The sequence below is a fragment of the Streptomyces sparsus genome (assembly GCF_054776295.1).
Map to the genome: position 1 here is coordinate 1 of NZ_BAAHCA010000270.1, position 5,554 is coordinate 5,554.

Annotated in this window: 3 protein-coding genes, 2 tRNA genes and 1 pseudogene; 5 read left to right on the forward strand and 1 reads right to left on the reverse strand. The window is 72.1% G+C overall.

The window, feature by feature from the left end; genetic code table 11:
• Window positions 1-222 (reverse strand): annotated as a pseudogene (locus tag ACYVE9_RS14100) (S8 family serine peptidase); the annotation flags it as partial.
• 187 nt (window positions 223-409) lie between these two features.
• Between ACYVE9_RS14100 and ACYVE9_RS14105 the strand changes: the two are divergent.
• The 5 genes from ACYVE9_RS14105 (at window position 410) to ACYVE9_RS14125 (ending at window position 5,159) form a co-directional block, all read left to right on the forward strand.
• Complete coding sequence (locus ACYVE9_RS14105; protein ID WP_461028176.1) at window positions 410-3,724, forward strand: right-handed parallel beta-helix repeat-containing protein; 3,315 nt, start codon at window positions 410-412, stop codon at window positions 3,722-3,724.
• A 217-nt stretch (window positions 3,725-3,941) separates the two neighbouring features.
• A tRNA-Asp gene (locus ACYVE9_RS14110) sits at window positions 3,942-4,016 on the forward strand.
• Window positions 4,017-4,036: 20 nt separating this feature from the next.
• A tRNA-Phe gene (locus tag ACYVE9_RS14115) sits at window positions 4,037-4,110 on the forward strand.
• Window positions 4,111-4,602: 492 nt separating this feature from the next.
• A complete protein-coding gene (locus ACYVE9_RS14120; protein WP_461028178.1) occupies window positions 4,603-4,896 on the forward strand; it encodes a type II toxin-antitoxin system Phd/YefM family antitoxin in 294 nt (97 codons plus the stop codon).
• Window positions 4,893-5,159, forward strand: a complete 267-nt coding sequence (locus tag ACYVE9_RS14125) for a Txe/YoeB family addiction module toxin (protein ID WP_461028177.1) — start codon at window positions 4,893-4,895, stop codon at window positions 5,157-5,159. The genes ACYVE9_RS14120 and ACYVE9_RS14125 overlap by 4 nt, the downstream gene beginning before the upstream one ends.
• Window positions 5,160-5,554: the final 395 nt, after the last annotated feature.

The window sequence follows — 5,554 nt, forward strand, 5'->3', positions numbered from 1 at the left end:
CAGCCCCAGCGCGCGCACCGTCCACGGCTCCGCCTCGGCGCTCCGGCCGGACGCCCCCGCGCACCTCTCGCCCGGCGCGAGAAAGGCACGCACGACGGGGAGTTCGACCGAGTCGGCGGCATGGGCGGGCGTGACACCGGCCGCCACCACGACGGTCACGAGGGAGGCGAGAACCGCCTTCGTTCCCGGGCCGGCGGACGCACGGTGGCGGCAGGGGCGCATGGCGGACACGCTAGGCACGTCAGATGACGCCGGGGCGACGCCCACGGCACAGCGCCGTCACCGCCAACGCCCGGCCGGACACCCGCCGTTCGCCCAGCCTTCACGCAGCGCACACCGAGGCCCTCCCGTACCGTCCTCCGGCATCGGCAAGGATCAGAACCGGCGGCGAAGCGAGGAGGTTCAGGGCGTGTCACGGCAGTTGCTCACGGTGTCACCGGAACGACCGAACGGTTTCCGGACGATCGGTGAGGCCCTGGCCGCGGCGCGCACCGGAGCGGTCATCCAGATCGCCCCCGGGCGTTACCCGGAGAACCTGACCGTACGCAACCGCGTCACGCTCGTCGCCGACGGCGAACCCGGCAGCGTCGAGATAGGCCCGCGCCGGGGCAGCGCCCTCGTCCTCCTCGCCGACGCGGTGACACTCACCGATCTCACCCTGCGCGGCGGTGCCGACGACCTCCCCGTCGTGGACGCACCGCGCGGCCAGATCGGCATGGACGGCTGCACCGTCCTCGGATCGGGGTGGACCGCCGTCCTGGCGAGGGAGACCGGGGCGCTCGCCCTGCGCGGCTGCCGCATCACCAACCCGGCGGGCGCCGGCATCGTCGACATGTCCCCCGAGGGAAGCGTCATCGCGGACTGCGTCGTGGAGAACCTGGGCACCTCGGGTGTGGTCCTCAGCGACGAGGCCCGTACGACGGTGCGCGGCTGCCGCATCCGCGACACCCGGGGCAACGGCGTCCTCGCCAACGGCTCGGCGCACGGCACCGTCGAGCACTGCGACATCTCCGGCGCGCAGAAGCCGGCCGTCGCGCTGGAAGGCAGCAGCTCCACCCGGGTCCGGCAGACGACCGTGCACGACACGGCCATCGGCGTCTACATCACCAGCGACGCCCGTCCCGCCCTCGACGAGGTGACGGTGTCCGACACCACGGGGCTCGGCATCGCCCTCGCCTCCGGCGCCGACCCCGAGCTCCGCCACTGCCGCACCCTGCGCACGGCGGGCGGCGGCCTCGCCGTCACCGAGCGCTCCCGTGGCAGTTTCGACGGCTGCGACTTCGACGCCTCGGCCGCGCCCGCCGTCCTCGTACGGGGCGCGAGCACACCGATGCTCACGACCACCGCCGTCCGCGACTGCGCGGCGGGGCCCGTCACGTCGGCCGCGATCGTCCTGGAGGACGACTCGCTGGCGGAGTTCGACGGGCTCCACGTCGCCGACCCGGCCGGGACGGGCGTCCTGATCCGCTCCGGCGCCCAGCCGCTGCTGCGCCGGGCTCGCATCACCTCGCCGGGCGGCCACGGCGTCGAGGTCGTCGAGGACGGCCGCGGCCGGCTGGAGTCCTGCGAGATCCACGGCGCGGGCAAGGCCGGCATCCGGGCCGCCGGCGGCGGCCACCCGGAGATCGGCGACAGCACGGTCGAGGCCAGTGGCGAGGTAGGCGTCCACGTCGGGCCGCAGGGCCTCCTCACCCTGCGGGACGGCAGCGTCCGGTCCTCCGCCGCATCCGGTGTCCTCGTTGAGGGCGGCGGCGAACTGTCCGCGCTGCGCGCCCACTTCGGCGAGTCGGGCGCCCATGGCGTACTGCTGGCGGCGGGCTCCCGGGCCACCCTGGACGACTGCCGGATCGACGCGAGCGTGGGGGATGGCGTCCGCGTCGACACCGCCGACCCGGTCACCGTCACCGGCTGCGCCGTGCGGGACAACCGCGGCGCGGGCCTGCGGCAGACCGCAGCGGGCGACCGGCTCACCGTCGAGCACCTGATCAGTGCCGACAACGCGCTGCCCGACTCCTGGGGCGACTCGGCCGACACCGCGCCCGGCAAGCCCGGATCACCCGGCCGCAAGGCCGCCCCGGCGCCACCGGCGAGCCCCCTGGAAGAGCTGGAGTCGCTGATCGGCCTCGCCGACGTCAAACACCAGGTCCGCACCCTCGTCCACCTCAACCAGCTCGCGCAGCGGCGGGCCCGCCTCGGCATGCCCGCCCCGCCCATGAGCCGCCACCTGGTCTTCTCCGGCCCGCCCGGCACCGGCAAGACCACCGTCGCCCGGCTCTACGGCGGCATCCTCGCCGATCTCGGCGTCCTGCGCTCCGGGCACCTGGTGGAGGTCTCCCGCGCCGACCTGGTGGCCCAGATCATCGGCGGCACCGCCATCAAGACGACCGAGGCCTTCAACGAGGCCCTCGGCGGCGTCCTGTTCATCGACGAGGCGTACACCCTGCTCTCCGACAGCAAGGGGTCCGGCGCCGACTTCGGCAAGGAAGCCGTCGACACCCTGCTCAAGCTCATGGAGGACCACCGCGACGACATCGTCGTCATCGCCGCCGGCTACACCGGTGAGATGGACTCCTTCCTCACGTCCAACCCCGGTCTGGCCTCCCGCTTCACCCGCACCGTCGAATTCGCCAACTACTCGGTCGAAGAGCTCGTGACGATCACCGAGTCCATGTGCGAAGCCCACCGCTACGAGCTGGACCCGCGCACGCTCGACGCCCTCGCCGCGCACTACACGTCCATGACCCGTGACGCCTCCTTCGGCAACGGCCGGGCCGCCCGCCGTGTCTTCGAGGAGATGGTCGACCGCCAGGCCTTCCGGCTGAGCAGCATGGCCGAACCCGCCGAGAGCGACCTCTCGACGCTCCTGCCGGACGACGTGGCACCGCCCGCCGAACCCGCCGGCGGTGCGTCGGACTCCACCGACCTCCTCGCCCGACTCGACGCCATGGTCGGCCTGGCCGCGGTCAAACGCGAGGTCAACGATCTCGTGTCCCTCCTGGAGTCGTCCCGCCGCCGCAAGGCCGCCGGACTGCCGTCGCCCAAGGTCAGCCACCACCTGATCTTCTCCGGGCCTCCCGGCACGGGTAAGACCACCGTGGCCCGCCTCTACGCCGGGCTGCTGCACTCGCTGGGGGTACTGCCCCGGGGCCAGCTCGTCGAGGTGGCACGCGCGGACCTCGTCGGCCGGTACGTCGGCCACACCGCGCAGCTCACCAAGGAGGTCTTCGAAAGCGCCCTCGGTGGCGTGCTGTTCATCGACGAGGCCTACACCCTCACTCCCGAGGGGGCGACCTCCGACTTCGGCCGTGAAGCCGTGGAGACACTGCTTAAGCTGATGGAGGACCACCGTGACGACGTCGTCGTCATCGCGGCCGGCTACACCCGCGAGATGCGACGCTTCCTGGACTCCAACCCGGGACTCGCCTCACGCTTCTCGCGTGCGGTGGAGTTCGAGAACTACACCACCGACGAACTGGTCGGCATCATGGCCCGGCATGCCGCGGACTCCGGCTACGACTGCCCGGACGACACGCTCAAGGCTCTCCACGACTACGTGGACGCGCTTCCGCGTGACGCTTCGTTCGGCAACGCGCGCACCTCGCGGCAGATCCTCGATGTCATGACCACCCACCAGGCGCGGAGACTCTCCGCACTGGACTCGCCTGGGCTCGACGCCCTGCGCCGGCTGCTCCCCGAGGATGTCCCGGCACTGGCCGGGCGGTGAGTCGGACGTTCGGGCGAGGCGCTGACCGGGGAGGACGAGGTGCGGTCCGCGGTCCAGGACCGCGCGGTTCCGCTCGTACGGCGCGGGCCGGCCACCGCGCACGTCCGCGCGCTCGGCGATGCGGCGCCCGTCCGTACCCGTCGTGACGGTCGGCGCGGGGTCGAAGCCCGTTGGGGGCACACGTCCCCCTGTGCGAGACTTGTTCTCGTACAAGCTTGGTCCTGTGGAGCAGTTTGGAGTGCTCGCCACCCTGTCAAGGTGGAGGCCGCGGGTTCAAATCCCGTCAGGACCGCTGCGACCCCCGGGTTGCGTGGCTGGGTAGCTCAGTTGGTACGAGCGTCCGCCTGAAAAGCGGAAGGTCGCCGGTTCGACCCCGGCCCCAGCCACAGTGTTTCACCAGGGAGAACGTCCCGGACGGCATGACGTCCGGGACGTTCTCGTTGCGTGCCGCCAGCAAAGGCATGCACCCCGGGCAGCACCCTCCCCTCATGGTTCCTGGCTGCCGAGCCCCCACGGCGCCCGCACCGAACCCGTGCTTCTCCGAGAGCACTGTCACGGGAGGGCGCCCGGGGGGGGGCGGCCGAGGTCTCCGCCAGGCGGCCCGCACGCTCACCGTGGGCGAGCTGATCGGCGTCCGCGAGGATCCGTGCCGCGGCGATCCGCGCGTCCTCGCCATCGCGCGACTGGCCGGCGGCCCTGGAGCCGAAGCCTCACGAGGGCGCGGGCGGCTCCCCCGGTCGTCTTACGCTCCCGGCAGGTGCTGGGCCGAATCCTCGGGTCGCCGGATGCCGCCCGCCCTGGCTGCCACCAGTCACCGCCCGCGGCCGGGGAACCGGTGGCCGGAGAACCCACCCACCCCGGCACCTCTGTACGTTATTCTGTACATCATGAAGACGATGAGTGTCACCGAACTGCGTGCCAACATCGCCGACGCCCTCGATGCGGTGGAGGACGACGCCGAGGAACTGGTCATCACCCGCGCCGGCCACGAGCCGATGGTCGTCGTCTCACTCGCCGAGTACGAGGCCCTGAAGGAGACCGACTACCTGCTGCGGTCCCCTGCGATGGCCGAGCGCCTGCGCAGGTCCATCGAACAGGACCGGTCGGGCCGAGGCACGGTCCGCGAACTGGTGGACCCCGACGACGACGAGCCCGGGCAGGGCGTTACGTGAAGGTCCTCTTTCTCGACGACGGCTGGAACGACTACCTGTGGTGGCAGACGAACGACCGCAAGCTGCTGAGACGGGTCAACCAGCTGATCGCGGACATCGGTCGAAACGGCCATGAGGGGATCGGCAAGCCCGAACCGCTGCGGAACGACCTCTCCGGCTACTGGTCGCGGCGCGTCAACTCCGAGCACCGGCTGGTGTACCGCATCGACGAGGACGACACCATCCACGTCCTCGCATGCCGTTTCCACCACGAACGCCGATGAGGTGACGACTCACGCCACCTCGAAGACGCGCCGACCGGGAGGACGCTCACCAGGCAGCCGACCACGACGCCGATCGCCTACCAGAGGTCCGACTACCACCGACCCACCACTCCGGCCCAGATCAGTGGAAGCAGCCGGCGCGGGCGGCGCACAGCACGGCTTTCCCGCGCCGTAACCGGTTATCCAGGCGGGGGGGGGAAGGGTCCGTCGATCACACGGGCCCGGACGCGGCCCACTGTTCCGGTGCCTCGCGTCGCCGCGGAACGCCGGGACGGTGGGCCGCGTCCGGACTGCGGGGGCGGGATCACCGGTCGCCGGTCGGTCCGGGGCGGAGCAGGGTGTCGAGGCCGTGGCGGTGGTGGCCCAGGGTGCGGGCGGTGGCGCCGGACTCGGCG